Origin of the sequence: Streptomyces pactum (assembly GCF_002005225.1) — a bacterium.
GTDB classification, from domain to species: domain Bacteria; phylum Actinomycetota; class Actinomycetes; order Streptomycetales; family Streptomycetaceae; genus Streptomyces; species Streptomyces pactum_A.
In genome coordinates this window covers 604,428-623,159 of record NZ_CP019724.1, presented here as the reverse complement: position 1 = coordinate 623,159, position 18,732 = coordinate 604,428, and the positions used below count along the sequence as shown (strand labels likewise).

The following is an 18,732-nucleotide window of genomic DNA, read 5'->3' as shown; positions in this document are numbered from 1 at the left end:
CACGGCCCGCTGCGACCCCGTGAGACAACAGTCCGGCACCACCCGTCAGCCCGGAGGCACATCGATGCGACAGTTCACCGCCGTCGTCAACCCCACCGCGGGCGGCGCCACCTCGGCCGCCGCACTGCTCGGGGTGGCCCGGCTGCTGCGGGAGGCGGGGGCGGAGCTGGAGACCGAGTACAGCCGCAGCCTCGCGCACGCCCGGGAACTCGCCCGGCAGGCCGGGGCACGGGACCGGGTGGTGCTCGCCGTCGGCGGCGACGGCATGGCCGGCGGGATCGGCGGAGCCCTCAGCGGAACCGGCGCCCTGCTCGGCCTCGTCCCGGCCGGCCGCGGCAACGACTTCGCCCGCGCCCTCGAACTGCCCACCGAGCCCGCCGCCCTCGCCGAGGTGCTGCTGCGGGGCGCACCCCGCCCCGTCGACACCATCGAGGTCACCTCCGCCGTCCACGACCGCACCGTCGTGCTCGGCAGCGTCTACGCCGGTGTCGACGCGCTCGCCAATCACCACGCCAACCACGCGCGCCTGCTGCGCGGCACCGCCTCCTACTACGCCGGCGCGTTGCGCGCGATCACCACCTGGCGCCCGACGCGCTACCGCGTCACCGTCGACGGCGAGGAGCACGCCTTCACCGGCTACACCACCGTGGCCGCCAACTCCGGCTACTACGGCTCCAACCGCCTCATCGCCCCCGCCGCCCGGGTGGACGACGGCCTGCTGGAGGTCGTGATGATCCACGACGCGCCGCGGCGGCTGTTCTTCGCCCTCATGAACGAACTCGGCTCGGGCGCCCACGTCCGCCGGCCCCAGGTGCGCGTCCTGCGGGGCCGGGAGGTCCGCATCGAGGCCGACCGGGCCATACCCTACGGCGCGGACGGCGAGGTCGAGGCCGTCGTCCCCGTCACGGCGAGGGTGCTGCCCGGGGCGCTGCGCGTCCTGTGCTGAACACGCCGCCGGGCCGGCCGCCGACGACGGCGACCGGCCCGGCGGAGGCGCGGATCAGCCCCGGGGCGTGGTGAAGCGTTCCCACACCCGGTGGGCGCCCATCAGCTCCGTGACCTGCTCCAGGGCCGCGGTGCCGGACACCGCGACGACCACGCCGGGAGCGTCGGCGGGCACGCCCGACGCGTCGAGCGCGGCCTCGCCGCCCGCCCAGACACCGATCACCTTGCCGTGCCGGTACGCCTCCGACACCAGCAGGCTCACCCGCGGATCGATCGTCCCCGGCCGCGCCGGCGGGGGAGTGGCCTTGTAGTCCCGCGGGGTGTAGGCGTCGCCGCCCATGTCGGGCGTCCCCGCCACCAGGACCGCGTCGAACTCGACGGACCGTGCGGTGACGTAGCTGCGCTGTACGGTCAGCGCATCGTCGCCCGAGCCGATGGTGCCGCCGGTCGGTGCCACGACCAGCGGCACCATCCCGGCGTTCAGTACCGCCTCCCGTACGGCCGTCACGCCCTCCAGGTCCGCCCCGCCGGTGACGATGCCGACGACCCGGCCGTCGAGCGGCCAGACACCCCCGACCTGGGACAGCGCCGGGCTGGGCTGGACGTCGGCCAGCGGCACCGTCGGTTTCGGCGCGGGCAGGCCGAGTCCCTCGGCGACGCCCGCGCACAGCTCCGGGTCGATGTTGGCCAGGACCTGCAGGGTCCGCTCCCTGATGGCCTGTTCGTAGCATTTGCCCAGCTCGAAGGTGTACGCGCCGATGATGTGCTCGCGCTCCACCGGGCTCATGCTCAGCCAGAACCGCCGCGGCTGGCTGAAGTGGTCCGCGAACGACTCCGGGGCCTCGCGCACCTTGGTCGCCTCCGGTACCCGCACCGGCGCCTCGACGTACGCCCCTTCGGCGGCCCCGGCCATGAACGGGCAGCCGCCGTCCAGGGAGTTGGGCCGGTAGGGCGCCACGCCCCGGTGCACGGCCGTCTGGTGCATGCCGTCGCGCAGCATGTCGTTGACCGGCGCCTGGGGGCGGTTGATCGGCAACTGCGGGAAGTTGGGACCGCCCAGACGCGTGATCTGCGTGTCCAGGTACGAGAACAGCCGTCCCGCGAGCAGCGGGTCGTCGGTGATGTCGATACCCGGTACGAGGTGGCCGACGTGGAAGGCGATCTGCTCGGTCTCGGCGAAGAAGTTCGACGGGTTGCGGTTCAGGGTCAGCAGGCCCACCGGCTGCACCGGCGCGAGCTCCTCCGGGACCATGTTCGTCGGGTCCAGCAGGTCGATGCCCTCGAAGGTCTGCTCCGGGTTGTCGGGGAAGGTCTGGATGCCCAGCTCCCACTGCGGGTACGCCCCCGCCTCGATCGCGTCGGCGAGGTCCCGGCGGTGGAAGTCCGGGTCGATGCCGTTGATCATCTGCGCCTCGTCCCACACCAGGGAGTGCACGCCCAGCTTGGGCTTCCAGTGGAACTTCACCAGCGTCGTGGCGCCCTCGGCGTTCACCAGCCGGAAGGTGTGGACGCCGAAGCCCTCCATCATCCGGTAGGAGCGCGGGATGCCGCGGTCGCCCATGAAGAAGATGGTGTGGTGGGTCGCCTCGGTGTGCAGCGAGACGAAGTCCCAGAAGGTGTCGTGCGCGCTCTGCGCCTGCGGGATCTCCCGGTCCGGGTGCGGCTTCGCGGCGTGCACGACGTCCGGGAACTTGATGGCGTCCTGGATGAAGAAGACCGGGATGTTGTTGCCCACCAGGTCGAAGACGCCCTCACTGGTGTAGAACTTCGTCGCGAAACCGCGGGTGTCCCGCACCGTGTCCGACGATCCCCGCGAGCCGACCACCGTGGAGAACCGGGTGAACACCGGCGTCTCCACGTCCGCCGCGAGGAACCCGGCCTTCGTCACCGAGGCCGCCGTGCCGTAGCTCTGGAAGACCCCGTGCGCGCCCGCTCCCCGGGCGTGCACGACGCGCTCCGGGATGCGCTCGTGGTCGAAGTGCATGACCTTCTCGCGCAGATGATGGTCCTGCAGCAGCACGGGCCCGCGCGGCCCCGCCTTCAGCGAGTGGTCGGTGTCGTGCATCCGCGTGCCCTGAGCGTTCGTCAGGTAGCTGCCGGACTGCGCCACCCGGGCCTGGTCGGCTCCCGTGGGCTGACCGGTCGGCGACACGGTGTCCGGACCGCTCTGGTCCGGCTTAGGGGGCAGCGGCTCCCGGGGCTCGGTGGGCTCGGCGACGGGCGGCGACTCGGGACCGGGCTTGCCGGGGATCCCCTCCGCAGGTCCGCCACCGTCGCCCTGCAGGCTCTCGGTGACCTTGTGGGCTACCCGCTTGAGGGGGTTGGCCTCGCTCATCAGCCTTCTCTCCGTTCTGGGCGGGCCGCTGCACGCGGCCGGTCGTGTTCGAGTACCGACTGCCGTGGTGGGCCGTGACCGCGTACCCAGCGTTCGGGACTCAAGGCATGGGCGCGCAGAACGGAGCCGGCCGGCTCAGGTGGTCTCCCCGTCGCGGGCGCCGCCCTGGCAGCGCGCCGTGAAGGAGCCGGTCCCCTCCCCGTCCGCCGAGATGAGGATCACTCCGCCGCCCGGGACGCACTCGGTCGCCCTCACGTCGCCCGGCAGGCGCGCGGCACGGGTTCGGCGGCCTCGGCCGGAGCGGCGCACAGTACCGACACGGCCAGGGCCGCGACCACGGCCCACGACGACTCGCGCATGGGGAACTCCTTCTCACCGGTGCCGTACCAGCGTCGCCGGGCCGGGGGCGGCGCGCCACCGGAGACGGGCGCACGGGGGAGGGCCCCGACCGGAGGAGTACCGATGCCGTTGGCACCAACAGCATCGGAGAAGTACCGGTCGGGGCCCTCGGCGGCCCTGACTTGGGCCGGGAGACCCTAGCTCACCCCGTGCGTCACCCCCACCGGTTCGAACGAGACCCGGGTGCGCCCGCCGTCGCCCGCCCAGACCACCTCGACGCCGGTCTCACCGGCCACGACCTCCGTGACCGCTTCTTCGAGGGGACCGGGCCCCGGCTCACCGGTGAGCGCGGCCAGGCAGACGTGCAGGGAGGTGCCGCCCGCGTCGCCGGACAGCCGGGGCAGCTCGGCCCACGGCGTGTAGGCGGTGCCCTGCGGGGCACGGACGGTCTCCGGCTCGGGACGCCAGCCGTGCAGGCCGTGCAGCGCCGAGACCAGGGCGTCCTCCGGGCCGGTGGCCCACCCCGTGTGCGTCAGGCGGGCCTTGGCCGGTGCCCCGACCACCCGGTGCACCCGCAGCTCGTACGGCCCCCGTGCCACCGTCACGCTCTCCACCCGCAGCCCCGGCACCATCGGTGGCCCGCCCGCGAAGGCGGGCCGGTGCCAGGAGGCCGCCCAGCCCCAGCCGTCGCCGTGTCCCGCGCCGAGCGGGTGGACGCGACGCCGCACGCTGCGCCGGCCGTTCACCTCCACCGACAGGTGGTTGTCGGCGGTGTTCCCGGACGCCGTGGGGCCGGTCCGGGTGGAGTAGGCCTGCCGCCCGTAGTGCGGGTCGTCCTCGGCGGCCGACTCGCCCTCGTGCGGCCGGACGTGGTCGCTGCCGTGGTTGTGCAGGCGTACGATCCCGTCGCCGCGCGTCGCCTGGACCAGCAGCCCGGGCGCGGGCAGGGACAGCACCCGGTCGGCCTCCTCAACGGGCGCCGCTTCCTCCGTGGCCGTCCACAGCGGGTGGCCGGCGGGGGCGAGGAGCGACACGAAGGCCTTCGACGCCCAGTAGGGGGAGGACGGGCCGGAGTAGCACTGGAGGGTGGCCTCGTGCGGACCGTGCCAGCCGAGGCTCAGCAGTCCGTCGTCGGTCAGCGCGCCGCGCTCCAGGAAGTACCGCAGACTGCCGCTCGCCAGCCGCCGCGAGGCGCCCGGCGCCAGCGGCGTGTGCCCGGTGACCGCGCCCAGGCCCACCGCGGCCGAGGCGGCGAACCGGTACGACAGCGAGCGGCCGTAGTGCAGCGGCGCCCCGTCCGCGCCGAACATCAGCGCGAAGCCGTCGAGGTGCGCACGCAGCCGGTCGCCGTACCGGGCCGCGGCCGGTCCGGTGTCGCCACAGAGGCGGGCGTCGAGCACCGGGTAGAGGTGCAGCGCCCAGCCGTTGTAGTGGTCGAAGGCGCGTCCGTCGCCGTCGGCGTACCAGCCCCCGCCCCGGTACCAGCCCTCCATCAGCTCCAGCGCCCGCTCCCGGGCCGCCGCCGTCTCGGCGTCGCCACGGCCGACCGACTCCAGGAACCCGGCGACCGTGTACGGGAACAGGTACCAGTTGTTCGGTGCCGGCACGTGCCGCAGCGCCCCGCGCAGCCACTCCTCCACCCGGTCCTGCACCCCGGCGTCGAGGTGCTTCCAGAGCCAGGGTGCGGTCAGCCGCAGCCCGAGCGCGACCGACGCCGACTCGACCATGGGCTGGCCCTGCACGTCGTGGTCGAGGATCAGCGGCCAGGACTCGGTGTCGTCCCGGCCGGGGGCGAGGGTGCCCGAGGCCAGGCCGCGCGCGTACCGCTCCAGCCACCCGTGCGGGTCCTCGCCGTCCGCGCCCGCGACGCGGAAGGCCGCCGCGAGGAACGTCCGGGCGAAGCCCTCCAGCCCGTCGGAGCGCACGCCCGAACGCGAGGGGCGCCCCGGCAGGTCGAGCAGGGCGCAGCCCGGGGTGCTCCAGCGCCACGCGGCCCACAGGAGCCCGTCCGCGACGGCCTCCCAGTGGTCGCGGGTGTAACCGGTGTACGGGCTCAGCGCACGGTCCTCGGTGGGCAGTTCGAACGGGATGCTCATGCCAGGAACGCCAGCCTTTCGCGTCGTACGGGATGGAGGAAACCGGCACCGGACGCCCAGCGGGTCGTCTCGGCGAGCGCGAGGTCGGCCAGGCGGCGCCACTCGTTGCCCTCGGAGCCGGCGAGGTGCGGGGTGATCAGCGCGTTCTCGCACTCCCACAGCGGGTGGTCCGGCGGCAGCACCTCGGGGTCGGTGACGTCCAGCACCGCCCGGATCCGCCCCGCCAGCACCGCGTCGGTGAGCGCCTCCTGCTCGACGACCGCGCCGCGAGAGGTGTTGATCAGCACCGCGTCGGCCGGCATCGCGTCGATCAGCGAACGGCCGACCAGACCGCGGGTCGAGGGCAGCAGCGGGGTGTGCACGCTGACGGTGTCGCAGCGCCTGAACAGCTCCGGCAACTCGACGCGCTCGACGCCCAGTTCGGCGGCGTCCGCGTCGCTGACGTACGGGTCGTGCAGCAGGACGCCGACGTCGTGCGGCCGCAGCAGCTCGACGACCCGGCGGCCGATCAGCGAGGCCGACAGGATGCCCACCGTACGCCGGTAGTTGCCGACGCTGCGCGGGGTGCGCAGCCAGTTGCCGCGGGTCCGGGACACCCGGAAGTCGCGGGCCCGCTCCAGCACCCGCTTGCCGGTGAGCAGGATCATGCCGAGTGTGTACTCCGCCACCGGCAGCGCGTTGGCCGCGGCGGCCGAGGAGACCTCGATCCCCCGCTCCCAGCACGCGTCGGTGACATGCCCGCGCACGCTGCCCGCCGTGTGCACCACGGCCCGCAGCCGCGGCGCGGCCCGCAGCACCTCGGCGTCCAGCGGCGGACAGCCCCAGCCGGTGATCAGCAGGTCCACGTCGGCCAGTACGGATCTGGCCCGCGAAGTGGCGAGGTCGTCCAGGACCGGGAGCGGCGCCAGCTCGCAGACCCGGCGGAACGCGCCGAGGGACTGGGGGTCGAGTACGGCCGTGGCGGCGTCCGGGGACATGGCCACGGCGGCACGGGGCCGGGACTCGCGGTCGGGGACGTCGGGGGCGTGCAGGGTCACTTGACGGCTCCGGCGGTCAGCCCGCTCCGCCAGAAGCGCTGGAGCAGGACGAAGGCGAGGATGAGCGGTACCACGGCGAGCAACGAACCCATGATCACCACGGGGTAGTACTCCGGCGACACGGACGCGGAGCTGTTCCACTGGTACAGGCCGAGGCTGACGGGATACAGGTCCTGGTCGGACAGCATCACCATGGGCAGGAAGAAGTTGTTCCAGATCGCGGTGAGCTGGAACAGGAAGACGGTGATCAGGCCGGGGCCGAGCATCCTGAGCGCCACCCGGGCGTACGTGGTCAGCTCGCCCGCCCCGTCCACGCGCGCCGCCTCCAGTACCTCGTCGGGCACGTAGCCCCGCGCGAAGATGCGGCCCAGATAGACGCCGAACGGGTTGAACAGCACCGGGATGAACACGGCCCAGAAGGTGTTGACCAGGCCGGCCTCGGAGGCCATCAGGTACAGCGGCAGCGCGAGGACCGTCTGCGGCACCATGACCGCGGCCAGCACCAGGCCGAACAGCTTCTCCTTGTGCCGGAAGCGGTACTTGTCGAAGGCGTAGCCGCAGGCCACGCTCACCAGCGCGCCGACGGCGGCACCCAGCACGGCGTACAGCAGGCTGTTGACGTACCAGCGGCCGTACAGCCCGCCGTCCATGGCGAACAGGTCCGCGAGGTTCTGCGCGAAGGAGAAGTCGCTCAGGGACAGCAGGTCACTGCTGAACAGCGCGTCCCGGTCCTTCGAGGCGGCCAGCACCAGCCACATGACGGGCAGCAGCGTGTAGAGGACGGAGATCGCGACGACCACGTTGACCGTCGCCCGCCCCAGCAGCTTCGGGCGGAGCAGGGAACTGTCGGTGGCGCTCATCGGGCCTCCTCGGTGTCGGCGCGGCTGGTGAAGCGGGTGACGCCGTAGGACAGGGCGATGGTGCATACCAGCAGGACCACCGAGGCCGCGGCCGCGAGGCTGTAGTTGTTGCGGGTGAAGGCCGCGTCGTAGATGTACATGCTCGGCGAGAAGCGCGAGCTGATCATCGGGGAGGACTGGCTGAGGAGCATCGGCTCCGTGAAGAGCTGGAGCGCCCAGATCAGGGTGAAGATGGCGACCATGACGATCGAGGCCCGCACCAGCGGCGTCTTGACCTGGAGCGCGGTGCGCACCGGACCGGCGCCGTCGACGACGGACGCCTCGATCACCTCGCGGGGCACGGCCTGCAGGGCGGCGTAGAAGACCACCATGTTGTAGCCGAGGTTGCTCCACAGGGCGATGTTCACGATGGACGGGATCACCGTGTGGATGCCGAGGAAGTCGATCGTGATGTCGCCCTGGGCGAAGAGTTCGATGACCGGGCTGATGCCGGGCGTGTACAGGTACAGCCAGATCAGGGCCGCGATGATGCCGGGCACCGCGTGCGGCAGGAACAGCCCGAGCTGGGCGAGGGCGCGCAGCCTCACCACGCCGGAGTCCAGCAGCAGGGCCAGGGCGAGCGCGCCGACGACCATCAGCGGGATGTAGATCAGGCAGTACAGCGCGACCGTGCCGAGCCCGCCGAGGAAGGTGGGGTCGGTGAGCACGGCGGCGTAGGACCGCAGCCCGACGAAGATCCTGCGCTCGGGGCCGAAGCCGAGTCCGGGCTGGTCGTCGCTGAAGAAGCTCAGGTAGACGGCCGTGCCGACGGGGATCAGGAAGACGGTGACCAGCAGGGCGAAGAACGGCGTCATCAGAACGCCGGCGGCGGTCAGTTGCCGGCGTTTCGCCGCTTTGCGGGCGCGCAGCCCGGACGCGGAGGGCGCCGGGGCGGTGGCGCGGGACGCGCCGGTCGGCACCCGGGGCTGGGTGGTCGTGGTCATGGGGGTGTCACCTGCCTTTCGTCGGCTCAGGTGCTGTGCTGGGTGGTGGACAGGCCGAGGGCCTTGAGGTCGGGCATGGTGCCCTCCTGCGCGGTGCGCAGGGATTCGACGAGGGAGCCCTGGCCGGCGCCGACGCGGGCGAAGGAGTCCTGCATGACCTTCTGGGTGGCGCTCATCCGCGGGCCCCACAGCCACTGCCCGCCGATCTTCTCGGCCTCCTGCTCGAACAGGGTGTAGATGTCCTGCCCGCCGTAGTACGACCGGTCGAAGGCGTCGCGGCCCACCGGGACCAGGTCGGGGGCGGCCGGGTACTGGCTGCTGGTGCCGCTGGAGAGCCGGGCGCGCAGGGCGTCGGGGTGGGAGACCTGCCACTCGATGAACTCCATCGCGGCCTCGGGATGGCGGCTGTCCTCGGTGACGGCGAAGGTGGAGCCGCCGTGCGTGCCGGCGGACGGGCTGCCGGTGTCCCACTGCGGCAGCGGCGCGATCCGCCACTGGTTCTTCTGCCCGGGCCGGGCGTTCATCTGCGCACCGGCGTCCCAGGCGCCGCTGAGCCGGGTGAGGACCAGGCCGTTGCCGATCTGCGCGTCGGACTGCCTGCTCTCCACGGCGTTCATGAAGACGTCGTCCCGGTCGATGAGCCCCTGCCAGTAGTCCGCGACGCGCCGGGAGGGCGCGTCGGCGAGGGAGACGTTCCAGGCGCCGCGCGAGGTGTCGAACCACTGGGCTCCGGCCTGCCAGGCGTAGCAGGCGAACTGCGTCATCCCGTCGGTGGGGAACAGCACCAGCCGCCGGTCGGGCGCCTTGCGGTGCACGGTGGCGGCCTGCTCGGCGAACTCGTCCCAGGTGCGGGCGGCCCGCAGGCCGTAGTGGTCGAACAGGTCGGCGCGGTAGTGCATCACCATGGGCTCGACGTCCAGCGGCACGGCGAACACCCGGCCCTCGAACGTGGTCAGCCCGAGCGCCTGCGGCAGCAGCTTGCGGCGCAGGCCGTCGCTGACCAGGTCGGTGATGTCACGGGCCACACCGTCGATGGCGTACCCCGGCACCTGCGGATACTCGATGGTGGCGACGTCGGGCGCGTTGCCCGCCCGGGCGGCGTTGCTGAGCTTGGCGTAGCCGCCCTGCCCGCCGGAGGGGATCTGCTGGAACTCCACCTGGATGTTGCGGTGTGTGCGGTTGAAGGCGTCGACCACCTCCTGGCTGCCGCGCAGGGCGGACCAGAAGGTGACGCGCGTGGTGGTGCTCGTGCGGGCCGACGAGGCGCCGTTCCCCCCGCTGCAGGCGCTCACGGCTCCTGCCAGGGGTACGGCGGCCATCGCGGCGAGCACGGACCGACGGCTGGGTCGTCCGGGCATGGCGCCTCCCGCGGCTCCTGCGGGTCCGCGTGGATGCGGACACGACTGTTCGGGACACGGGAATCCTGAATCCTCCAGCGGAAACGGTCAATAGATCGATCAGAAGAAAATAAAGCGTTCAAACGCTCATTCGTTCGGATCGATCATGGAGTCTCCGGTCCCGGCTCCTCGACAGCCACGCGCTGTGTCGAGCCTCGCACCATCAGCCGGGGCAGCAGCTCGACGCGCCGCGCGGCATGGCCGCGGCCCTCCCGCAGGCGCTCCAGCAGCAGCTCGGCGGCCACCCGGCCGACCTCCGCCCGGGGCGGGGACACGGCGGTCAGCGGCGGGGTGGCGAGTCCGGCCACCACGTCGTCGTACGCCACCACCGAGCAGTCCCGCGGTACCCGCACCGCGTCGCCCGCCAGCCGCTGCACGATCATCAGCGCGTCCACGTCACCGTGCAGCACCACCGCGGTCGCCCCCGTCTTGCGCAGCAGCACCGGCAGTTCGGCCGTCTCGTCCGCGGAGTACGGCCCCTCGGGACCCGACTCCGGCGTACTCAGCGCCCACGCCCACTCCTCCACCAGTGGGTGCGCGCCGGCGATCTCGGCCAACGCGGACCGCAGCGTGCGCGCGGTCGGGCTGTCGTCCCGGGTGGCGAACACGATGCGCCGGTGCCCCAGCTCCACCAGGTGCTCCACCGCGAGGTGCGCCCCGTACCAGTGGTCCGAGCACACGGAGTCCAGCACGTGCGGCGTGCTGCCGCGGCGCGGGCGCCGTTCCATGAGCACCGTCGGCACCTCCAGTGCCGACAGCCACCCGTGGTCGGCCTCCTCGGCGGCCAGAGTGTTCCACCGGGGCGCGAGCAGCAGACCGCGCGCGCCGTCGGCGAGGGCCCGTTCGACCAGCGGGCGTTCCGCGCCGGCCGCCTGGGGCGCGATGTGCAGCGCGAGGCGCACTCCGGCCTCCTCCAGCACCGTACGGGCGCCGTGCAGCGTCTCGGTCAGGTACGAGTGCCGCTCCGGCACCACCACGGCCACCCGGTCCCCGTCGGCGGTGCTCTTCGCGGGCACCTCCTGGGCGGGCAGCGTCGAGCGGACGACGCCGTGCCCGCGGCGCAGCCTGCCCTCGCGCGTCAGCTCCTCCACGTCGCGGCGCACCGTCACCACGGAGACCTGCAGCTCGTCGGCGAGATCGCGCACCCGCGCGGTACCGCGCGCCTGGACCGCCGCCAGAATCCGCTGGCGCCTGAGATCTACCGGCTCCCGCATCAGGCCTCCCCACCCGTGAATGTTCGTTTGAGCGATTCGCCGTCATCATAGCGATCGTTCGTCCTGGGTGGGGTGTGCGCGGCCTCCCGGCCCCGGCGGCCCCTACGGTTCCGGGTCCGCGAGGAGCGGACCCAGCGGCCCGAGATCGAGGTTCAGGTCGCCGCGGCTCAGGCCGTGCTGCTCGCACAGGTCGTCCATGCGCTCGTCGAGCAGCATCAGCGCCGTGCCGAGCCGGTCCTCCTGCTCCGCGCTCAGCGTGCCCTCGTCGAAGCGGCGCACGGCCTGACGTTCCATGAGCTGCCGCAGCAGCTCCACCACGGTGAGGACGAGGGCGGCCAGGTCGTTCGTGACCCGCTCGGGGTCCAGGTCGAGCGCGTGGGCCCGGGGGGCGGTCACAGCGGTCCGCTGTCCGGCCAGGGGGCGGGCACCCGCTCGTTCACCGACGACAGCAGGGCGTGCAGGGAGATCCGCACCAGCGGCACGTCCGCGATCGCCAGGACCAGGTCCCCGCTGACGACGACACCCGTCGCCAGCACCCGGTCCAGCAGGTCCACCAGCGGCACCCCCACCGGCGCGTACGGCTCGGGACCGCCCCAGGGCACGGGGTCCGGCCCCGGCGTACGGGTGTCCAGGGCGGTCATGAGCGGGCCTCCCGCGTCGTGGCGTACCGTGCCGCGTGGTCCGGTGATGGGCGGTCCGGTGGTGGGCGGTCCGGTGGTGGGCGGTCCGGTGGTGTGTGGTCCGGTTCCGTAGGGTCCGGCTTCGCGGCGTCCTGGTGTTCGTCCCAGCGGGCGAAGGAGTACGGGATCCACGGGCCCGAGGCGCTGATCTCCATCGCCGGGTGCCGGCCTTCGGCGGCGAGCCGGGCCAGGGCCCGCCGGAAGGCGGCGCTCTCCGCGTCCTCCACCAGGTAGGCGACATTGAGCAGTTGCGGCGTGCACCGGCCCGTCAGCCGCTCGCTCTGCGGGCGGTGTCGCGTCGCGGCGACGGCGTGCCGCCGCAGTTCGGCGTCGACGGCCTCCGCCTCGGCCAGGGCTCTCCCGTGGGCGTCCTGCCGGTCGCGCCGCCGCGCGCTGGCCCGGCTGAGGTAGGCGCGCCCTCCGCCCGGGGCTCCGGAACCGGCCGGTGCGCCGGCACCGCCGACGGTGCCCTTCGCGCGCTCGGCGGCGTGCGCCTTCACCGCCCACTCCGTACGGCCCCGCAGCCGGTCGAGCAGCGCGCCCAGCACCGCCTCCCGAGAGGCGACGGCCTGCCGCGCGCTCCAGTCGCCGCGGTACAGGGTCGCCATCGGCAGCGGCACGACCGTCCCCCGCCCGGCCGCCGCCTCGACGCCCCGGTGGTGGGCACGGGCGCAGCGTTCCAGGTCCCCGGGCCGGTTGAGCCGCTCCGCCAGCGCCTCCTCGTCGAACAACGCGGCCGGGACGTCCTGGACGACCAGGCACAGGCCGCCCGCGCGCAGTACGCGCAGCGGACCGCCCTCCTCGTGACCGGTCGCCGCCGCAAGCGCGGCGGGGTCCGGCGCAGTGCGCGCCACGGCGAACGCGCAGACGAGGCCGGGCGCCGCCGGTCCGGCCGTGGGCGCGCTCACCGCGCGGCCCCCGCCGTCTCCTCGGCGGCCCCCTCAAGGGCGTCGAGCCGGGCGCGCAACCGCTCGTTCTCCTCCGCGAGCGCGTCCCGCGCCGCCCGGGACGACAGCGCCGGGTCGGTCTCCCACCAGTCGATGCCCGCCTTCTTGGCGGTGTCCACCGAGGCGATGAACAACCGCAGCCGGATGGTGAGCAGTTCGATGTCGAGCAGGTCGATCTTGATGTCGCCGGCGATGACGATGCCCTTGTCGAGGACCCGTTCGAGCAGGTCGGCGAGGTTGCCGGTCGCGGGCGCGTAGGGCTGCGGATCCGGGCCGGCGTACCGGAGGTCGACGTCGGTCACCGCGTGCTCCCGCCGGCGTCAGCGATACGGGCGGGCACGTTCGTCGTCCTCGTACTCGTCCTCTGCGTCCTCTGCGTCCTCGTCGTCGTACTCACCCTCCTCGCCCTGGTACTCGGTGTCCTGGTCCCCACCCTCCTCGTCGGCGTCTTCGTACTCGTCCTCCGTGTCCTCGGCATCCTCGGCGTTCTCCTCCTCCATCGCCTCCTCGTGACTCCTGACGACCTCGCCGTCGCGGATCTCGCCGCGCCAGCCCTCCACCTCCTCGTCGTCCATCAGGGTCACGTGCCGCGCGAAGTGCTTCAGGTCCAGCCGCAGCCGGCGACCCTGGGCACGCCAGAGGTTGCCGGTCTTCTCGAAGAAGCCCGCCGGGTAGTACTCGACGACCAGGACGACCCGGGTCAGCCGGGGCGCCAGCTCGTGGAAGGTGACCGCCCCACTGGTACTGCCCTTGGCGCCCTCGGAGGTCCAGACGATGCGTTCGTCGGGGACCTGTTCCCGGACGGTGGCCTTCCAGCCGCGGCTCGACGGGCCGACCTTGACGTTCCAGTCGGACGTCACCTCGTCGTCGGTGCCGACACTGCGGACGCCCTTGGTGAAGCCGCTGAAGTCCTGAAGCCGCGTCCACTGGTCGTAGACGGTGCGCAGGGGGACGCCGATGTCGACGGTCTCCATGATGTGCGTCGCCTTGACACTGCCGCCGCCTGCCCCGCCCCCCGCACCGCCGCCTCCGGAACCGCGGTCGTCGGCGGACTCGGTCAGGCGTTCGGTCAGCCCGCCGATTCGTTGCCCCGCGCCGCCCACGAGGCTGTGCCCCTTGGCGGCGAGGTACCCGCCGAGCGCGTCCTTGAGGTCGGCGAGGGGAGAGGGCGCGCCGTCCTCCTGCCGGGTGGGGGTCATCGGCGCACACCTCCGTGCCGGTGGGCCGGGCTCGCCGTCTTCTTCGCGGGCACGGCCTTCTTGGCGGTCTTCTCGGCGGCCTTCTTCGCGGCCTTCTTCGCGGGAGGTGCCGGCTTGCCGGGCGGAGCCTTCTCGCCCGTCTTCCTGGGCGGCGCCGGCCGCCGGTCCTCCTCCCGCTCCTCGGCGTCGAAGAAGGCGGCCTCGTCCGGTGCGTCGTCGTCCGCGTCGTCCGGGTCGTACTCGTCGTATGCGTCGTACCCGTCGTACGGGCCGCGCTCGTCGTCCCCGTCGCCTTGTCGGCCCGTGCCCGTGCCCGTGAGTGCGTCGGTACGGTCTCGGAGTGTGTCCGCGAGGCCGGTGAGCCGGCGGTCCGCCGCGGCCGTGACGGCCGTGCGTACGGCGGTCAGCAGCTCACCGCGCACCTGGTCCGTCAGCTCCCGGAGTTGCGGAGTCTGCTGGAGCCCTGTCAGGCCCTGGGAAAGCACCTGGCCGGGTGACAGACCCACGCGTCGGCCCACGAGGTAGGAGCCGACCACGAAGGCGAGTCTGGCCTTCTTCGTGCGACCCAGGAGATACCCGCCCGCCACGACAGCCGCCATGACCGCCTTGCTGTCGCTCATCCGTGCCTCCTCTGCGCTCGATCCATGGTTGGGGTGCGTCCGGTCGGCCGGTACGGGCGTTCGAGGAGGGCGAGCAGACGCTCCTCCTCCCGCTCGAAGGCGGCCTCGTCGATGGCGCCCTCGTCCAGGGCCCGGTTGAGTGCGGCCAGACGCGCCTGGACCGCGCGCGGATCGTGGACCTGGCGCCGGGCTTCCCGGAGCAGGTGGTCGGCGATCCACGCCGTGCCGCGCACCGGGGCGAGGGGCAGCAGCAGGAGACCGCTCACGATGCCCATCGCGTCACCGCCCGGCCGGCGCGGGAGCGGGGTCGACGAAGCTGTAGCACGGCAGGGGGCCGGTCACGCTGAGTGCCAGCCGGTCCCCGCAGTCCCGTGCCCGCGCCTCCACCGCCTGCCGGAAGCGGCGCTCGTCGGCGGAGCGCAGCAGGAACGACGCGCTCAGCACCTGCTCGTCGTCGGTCGTACCCCGCACCGTGCGTACGGCGAGCGGGGTCAGATGGTCGAGGACCTCCCGGGCCGCGCGCCGCGCCTCGCGGCGGACACCGCGGGCGATCGCCTCACCCAGCCGGACGTTGGCCTCGTAGTCCGGACGGCGTCGCGTCCGCAGGGCCAGGTTCCGCAGGGTCTCGTCCCGGCGGACCAGATCGGCGAAGTGGCCGGGCACGACCGCCCCCTTGACGTTGAGTTCGACGCACCCCCGGACCGCGTCGAGCTGCCGTGACAAGTGGGTCGCGTCGGTCCGCAGTTGGGAGAGCAGGACGTCCGGCCGGGGGCTGAGCACCGCGAACCTCATGGGCAGCAGCGGCCCCTGTGCCGCCAGTTCGTCCAGTACGGCCTGATGGGCCAGCAGGTCACGGCGACGCGGCCGGAGCCGGGCCGGCGCGGCCGACACCGCCGCGCACAAGCCGGTCCCGGTCAGCAGCCGTACGGTGGCACCGCCGACCCCCAGGGAGCGGGGAGTGCGGGCCCCGGCGGGGGTGATCCCGTAGACGTACAGCGCCTCCGGGCCGGTGGTGGTGCTGGCGTCGGTGGTGGTGCTGTCGGTGGTGGTGGGCGCGGTCATTCGTCCTCCGTCTCCGTGCGCCGGCGGGGGCGGCTGCGCGGCTGGTCGCCCTCGTCGCGGGGGCGGCCGGCCGGCCGGGTCCGGGGCCGTTGGGGGCCCCGGCCGCGTTCCGCGCGCTCACGGGTGTACTCGCGGGGCCGGGCCCCCTCCGCTTCCGCCGCCGCTTCCTCGGGCGTGAGGATGTCCCGCACCTTGTCGGTCAGGGAGCGCGCCGACCGCCTGGCGCCCGCCCTCCCTATGGTCTTGGCGACCGGACTGCCGAACATCTCGGGAACGGTCTTGGAGCGCACGTCGTGCTCCAGGTCCAGGCGGTTGCAGGCCTCGGCGAACCGCAGATACGTGTCGACGCTCGCGACCACGATGCGGGCGTCCACCTTGAGGATCTCGATGCCGACCAGGGAGACGCGCACGAAGACGTCGATCACCATGCCGCGGTCGAGGATGAGTTCGAGGACGTCGTAGAGGGTTCCGGCGCGGGGCGCGCAGACGACCTCGTCGTCGTAGGTGATCATGCGGTGGTCCTTCCGGATGCGGGCCTCACGGTCCGGTCACTGGTCCTGGGCACCGCGCCGGTATCGGCCGACCCTGCGGTACCGGAGCAGGTCGCCCGCCGAGTCCAGCTCGACCTCGTAGGTGGCGAGCAGGCTGGTGGTGTCGGGGATGCGTGCCACCTCCAGCACGTCCACGTTGACGATCCAGCCGTCGTCCTCGCTCCGGCACACCGCGGAGACGCCCTCCAGGCGGTGCCGGATCAGCTCGGACAGGGCGTCCGCGGCGCGCTCGGCTGCGTCCCGAGCGCCCCGAACGCGAACGGCACGCTCGCGCGTGGTCGTGGAAGTCGTGCCGCGCCGCCGCTCGCCAGGTTCTGTCATGCTGCCACTCTGGCCGTGGACCCCGGCCCGCGCGTGCGCAGTTACCCCATCCGGGGCTGGACGGGGGCCTACCGCCCTCCGGCGACGTGCGGCGTGTCAGACGCCCGGCGGGGTGGCGGCCCGGCGCCTGCAGTGCAGGAACAGGTGCGGCTCCGGCCGCGCGTCCGGGTGGGCCGGGGTGAACAGCGACGCCTCCTGCGCCAGCACCTCCAGGCCGGCCTCCTCGGCCACGGTGGTCAGGTCCTGCGCGGCGAAGCTGGTCACCCGCACCGGCTGCCCCATGAAGGTGGCGTCGACGCCCTCCACGTCCAGCGGCACGGTGGCCAGGACCATGTACCCCTCCGGCTTCAGCGCCCTCACCAGGAGCCGGACCAGGTCCGCCTGCTCCCGCCGGTCCAGTTGGAGCAGCGAGAAGTACACGCAGACCGCGTCGAACGAGCCGTCCGCGAGCGGTACGTCACGGACGTCGGCGCACTGGAAGGTGGCGGCCGGCACCCGCCGCCTCGCCAGCTCCACCATCACGGGGGAGACGTCGACGCCCAGCACCTCGTGCCCGGCACCCGCGAGGGTCTCGGCGGTGGGCCGGCCCGTGCCGCTGCCCACGTCCAGCACCCGGCTGCCCGGCTCCAGCCGCCCGAGCAGCCACTCGAGCGAGTGCCGGTGCGTCGTCGAGCCGGCGAACGCCTTCTCGTACTCGGCGCCCAGCGCGTCGAAGACGACGGCGGCGGCCGGCGGTCGTTGCTGCTCGTCGGTCACGACGGTCCCTCCGGTGGGCTGAGCGGTGCCGCGGGCATCGTTCCACCGGGAGCGAGCCGTGGACAAGGGGCGCTCCGGGCGGTGCCGCCGACCCCACCCGCCGTCCTACCGGCCGTCGCCGTCCGGTGCGGTTCCCGGCTCGGCCATCCGGCGGTGCACGGCGGCCTTGACGCGGTCCGGCAGGACCCTGTCGGCCACTCCCTGCGCCTTGGTCTTCGGTGAGCCGGTGACCAGTTTCCCGCGGCCCTTCATGACCGCGTCGAACGCCTGCCGGGCGACCTGCGCCGGGTCGTCCTTGTCCATGGTGCCGACCTTGGTGTCCGCCATGCCGGCCCGCCGGAAGAAGTCGGTCTCCGTAGGCCCCGGCATGAAGGAGGTGACCGTCACGCCGGTGTCGGCGACCTCCTCCTGCAGCGCCTGGGCGAAGGACTGCACGAAGGACTTCGAGGCGTTGTAGACCGACTGGAAGGAGCCGGGCATCGTCGCGGCCACCGACGACGTGAACATCAGCCGCCCCACCCCGCGCGCCACCATGTCCCGCAGCAACGGTTTGGCGAGCCGCACGGTGGATGTCACGTTGAGGTCGATGACGGACTGGTCGTCGGCCGGGTCGGTGTCGACGAAGGCGCCGCCCCGCCCCACACCCGCGTTGAGCGCCGCGACGTCCACGGCGTGTCCGGTCAGGGCGGCGACCAGCCGGTCCACGCCTTCGGCGGTACGGAGATCCGCGCGCACGGCCCGCACCTCGGCGCCGGTCTCCCGCAGCCGCTGGGCGGCGTGCTCCAGCCGGTCGTCCTCGGCGTTGACCACGAGGTCGTGGCCGTGCTCCCCGAACAGCCTGGCGAGTTCGTACCCGATTCCGCTGGAGGCCCCGGTGACCAGGGCGAGCGGCCTGCTGCCCGTCATGACGCCTCCGTTCGTCGCAGCGCCTGGTAGACCGACGCCGTGGTGAACCCGTACACCAGGTGCGGCACGATGTCCGACACCCACGACGTCCGGTCCCACGCGGCCGGGTCGGTCACCCCGAGCGCCGTGGCCGGCAGATCACTGGCCGCCATGGCGGCCGCGCCCAGCAACGGGCCGGCCACCCAGTCCGGCAGCGCACCACGCCGGCGCAGCAGCAGTCCGTACGCGGCCCCGACTCCGAGGCCGGTGACGTAGCCGAGGAGGGCCCCGGCGGCCTGCTCACGGTTGGACGTGGCCGCCTCGTCGCCCAGACGGATGCCTGCCCGGTCGACGAACCGGTCCGCGACCTGGACCGGCACGTCGCTGGACCCCCGGCCGTTCAGGAGCATGTCGCCGTACGTGGTGAGGTTCAGCGCGACGGTCCCGGCCGCTCCGGCGACGAGACCTCTGGTCAGTGACATCGGGACGCCTCCTCGTCGTGGGG

The 18,732-nt window shown here is 73.3% G+C and carries 21 protein-coding genes; 1 reads left to right on the top strand and 20 read right to left on the bottom strand.

The annotated features are described in order from the left end of the window. Nucleotides 1–64 precede the first annotated feature (64 nt). Nucleotides 65–946, top strand: a complete 882-nt coding sequence (locus B1H29_RS02730) for a YegS/Rv2252/BmrU family lipid kinase (protein ID WP_055421298.1) — start codon at nucleotides 65–67, stop codon at nucleotides 944–946. Nucleotides 947–1,000: 54 nt separating this feature from the next. On the opposite strand, the gene B1H29_RS02725 is transcribed toward B1H29_RS02730, so the two are convergent. The 20 genes from B1H29_RS02725 to B1H29_RS02625 form a co-directional block, all read right to left on the bottom strand. Beyond that, nucleotides 1,001–3,280: a catalase gene (locus B1H29_RS02725; protein WP_055421299.1), complete on the bottom strand. Its 2,280-nt coding sequence runs from the start codon at nucleotides 3,278–3,280 to the stop codon at nucleotides 1,001–1,003. Nucleotides 3,281–3,816: 536 nt separating this feature from the next. Further along, entirely contained in the window at nucleotides 3,817–5,715 is a 1,899-nt protein-coding gene (locus B1H29_RS02715; RefSeq protein ID WP_055421300.1) for a DUF2264 domain-containing protein, read from the bottom strand. Continuing rightward, a complete protein-coding gene (locus tag B1H29_RS02710) occupies nucleotides 5,712–6,692 on the bottom strand; it encodes a hydroxyacid dehydrogenase (RefSeq protein ID WP_055421622.1) in 981 nt (326 codons plus the stop codon). Before B1H29_RS02710 ends, B1H29_RS02715 begins: the two co-directional genes overlap by 4 nt. A gap of 56 nt (nucleotides 6,693–6,748) precedes the next feature. Beyond that, nucleotides 6,749–7,612: a carbohydrate ABC transporter permease gene (locus tag B1H29_RS02705; protein ID WP_055421301.1), complete on the bottom strand. Its 864-nt coding sequence runs from the start codon at nucleotides 7,610–7,612 to the stop codon at nucleotides 6,749–6,751. Further along, a complete protein-coding gene (locus B1H29_RS02700; protein ID WP_055421302.1) occupies nucleotides 7,609–8,595 on the bottom strand; it encodes a carbohydrate ABC transporter permease in 987 nt (328 codons plus the stop codon). Before B1H29_RS02700 ends, B1H29_RS02705 begins: the two co-directional genes overlap by 4 nt. Before the next feature lie 26 nt (nucleotides 8,596–8,621). Then, on the bottom strand, nucleotides 8,622–9,953 hold the full coding sequence (locus tag B1H29_RS02695) for an ABC transporter substrate-binding protein (protein WP_055421303.1): 1,332 nt from the start codon (nucleotides 9,951–9,953) through the stop codon (nucleotides 8,622–8,624). Between the two features lie 143 nt (nucleotides 9,954–10,096). After that, nucleotides 10,097–11,206: a substrate-binding domain-containing protein gene (locus B1H29_RS02690; protein WP_055421304.1), complete on the bottom strand. Its 1,110-nt coding sequence runs from the start codon at nucleotides 11,204–11,206 to the stop codon at nucleotides 10,097–10,099. A gap of 102 nt (nucleotides 11,207–11,308) precedes the next feature. Continuing rightward, the gene (locus B1H29_RS02685) at nucleotides 11,309–11,602 is read right to left on the bottom strand and encodes a gas vesicle protein K (protein WP_055421305.1); all 294 of its coding nucleotides are present in this window, start codon (nucleotides 11,600–11,602) and stop codon (nucleotides 11,309–11,311) included. Next, nucleotides 11,599–11,847 carry a gas vesicle protein gene (locus tag B1H29_RS02680; RefSeq protein WP_234393168.1) on the bottom strand — a complete coding sequence of 83 codons (249 nt, stop codon included), beginning with the start codon at nucleotides 11,845–11,847 and terminating at the stop codon, nucleotides 11,599–11,601. The genes B1H29_RS02685 and B1H29_RS02680 overlap by 4 nt, the downstream gene beginning before the upstream one ends. Next, nucleotides 11,844–12,794 carry a GvpL/GvpF family gas vesicle protein gene (locus tag B1H29_RS02675; RefSeq protein WP_079159982.1) on the bottom strand — a complete coding sequence of 317 codons (951 nt, stop codon included), beginning with the start codon at nucleotides 12,792–12,794 and terminating at the stop codon, nucleotides 11,844–11,846. Before B1H29_RS02675 ends, B1H29_RS02680 begins: the two co-directional genes overlap by 4 nt. Then, complete coding sequence (locus tag B1H29_RS02670; protein WP_055421306.1) at nucleotides 12,791–13,135, bottom strand: gas vesicle protein; 345 nt, start codon at nucleotides 13,133–13,135, stop codon at nucleotides 12,791–12,793. The genes B1H29_RS02675 and B1H29_RS02670 overlap by 4 nt, the downstream gene beginning before the upstream one ends. An 18-nt stretch (nucleotides 13,136–13,153) precedes the next feature. Then, entirely contained in the window at nucleotides 13,154–14,032 is an 879-nt protein-coding gene (locus B1H29_RS02665; protein ID WP_055421307.1) for an SRPBCC family protein, read from the bottom strand. Beyond that, nucleotides 14,029–14,652: a hypothetical protein gene (locus B1H29_RS02660; RefSeq protein ID WP_055421308.1), complete on the bottom strand. Its 624-nt coding sequence runs from the start codon at nucleotides 14,650–14,652 to the stop codon at nucleotides 14,029–14,031. The genes B1H29_RS02665 and B1H29_RS02660 overlap by 4 nt, the downstream gene beginning before the upstream one ends. Beyond that, entirely contained in the window at nucleotides 14,649–14,927 is a 279-nt protein-coding gene (locus tag B1H29_RS02655; protein ID WP_055421309.1) for a gas vesicle protein GvpG, read from the bottom strand. Before B1H29_RS02655 ends, B1H29_RS02660 begins: the two co-directional genes overlap by 4 nt. A 4-nt stretch (nucleotides 14,928–14,931) precedes the next feature. Then, entirely contained in the window at nucleotides 14,932–15,714 is a 783-nt protein-coding gene (locus B1H29_RS02650) for a GvpL/GvpF family gas vesicle protein (RefSeq protein ID WP_055421310.1), read from the bottom strand. Further along, the gene (locus B1H29_RS02645; RefSeq protein ID WP_055421311.1) at nucleotides 15,711–16,226 is read right to left on the bottom strand and encodes a gas vesicle structural protein GvpA; all 516 of its coding nucleotides are present in this window, start codon (nucleotides 16,224–16,226) and stop codon (nucleotides 15,711–15,713) included. The genes B1H29_RS02650 and B1H29_RS02645 overlap by 4 nt, the downstream gene beginning before the upstream one ends. A 36-nt stretch (nucleotides 16,227–16,262) precedes the next feature. Further along, nucleotides 16,263–16,586, bottom strand: a complete 324-nt coding sequence (gene gvpO, locus B1H29_RS02640; RefSeq protein WP_055421312.1) for a gas vesicle protein GvpO — start codon at nucleotides 16,584–16,586, stop codon at nucleotides 16,263–16,265. A gap of 96 nt (nucleotides 16,587–16,682) precedes the next feature. Continuing rightward, nucleotides 16,683–17,342 (bottom strand): class I SAM-dependent methyltransferase, encoded by a 660-nt coding sequence (locus tag B1H29_RS02635; protein WP_055421313.1) that lies wholly within the window; start codon nucleotides 17,340–17,342, stop codon nucleotides 16,683–16,685. 105 nt (nucleotides 17,343–17,447) lie between these two features. Next, nucleotides 17,448–18,248, bottom strand: coding sequence for an SDR family NAD(P)-dependent oxidoreductase (locus B1H29_RS02630; RefSeq protein WP_055421314.1), 801 nt, complete (start codon nucleotides 18,246–18,248; stop codon nucleotides 17,448–17,450). Next, nucleotides 18,245–18,709, bottom strand: a complete 465-nt coding sequence (locus B1H29_RS02625) for a hypothetical protein (protein ID WP_055421315.1) — start codon at nucleotides 18,707–18,709, stop codon at nucleotides 18,245–18,247. The genes B1H29_RS02630 and B1H29_RS02625 overlap by 4 nt, the downstream gene beginning before the upstream one ends. Nucleotides 18,710–18,732 lie beyond the last annotated feature (23 nt).